Genomic DNA, 441 nt, shown 5'->3' on the forward strand with positions numbered 1-441 from the left:
TTTCTTGATACGGGGAAATATATTCAATTAATAACATACCATCTCTATTATTTATTGACTGTATTTTGGAATGGATTCCCTTTTTGTTAATTGATATAGAGTGGTTACTGTATGTACGTAATACATACTCATATAAATTATCTGCTTTAATAAAATTAAAGTATTTTGTTCTTTTCTTGAACTTATAGTTATATGTATTTAAACCATTCTTTATTACAGTTAATTCAAATAATCTATCGTTATTACGTATATTAGCTAAATCAAAAATGATTTGTTGATTTTTGACATAACCTGTAATAGTTTCTTCCCGATAGTTTTTCAATTTAAAAACAGAATCTTTATCTATTTTCAATGTATCTATAATTAAATTATTATTTTCAATAAACAAATCTTTGAAAATATTCTCTAAATTTTCTTTTTCTATAAATAATTCCCATCCGA

At 22.4% G+C, this 441-nt stretch carries 1 protein-coding gene; it reads right to left on the bottom strand.

What is annotated here, in order from left to right:
• Positions 1 to 441 (bottom strand): hypothetical protein (locus ACF91D_RS31990; RefSeq protein WP_392438737.1); only part of this gene is annotated, 441 nt, incomplete at both ends.

The sequence above is a fragment of the Staphylococcus sp. 231237_7MaSpsaltlick genome, assembly GCF_043107035.1.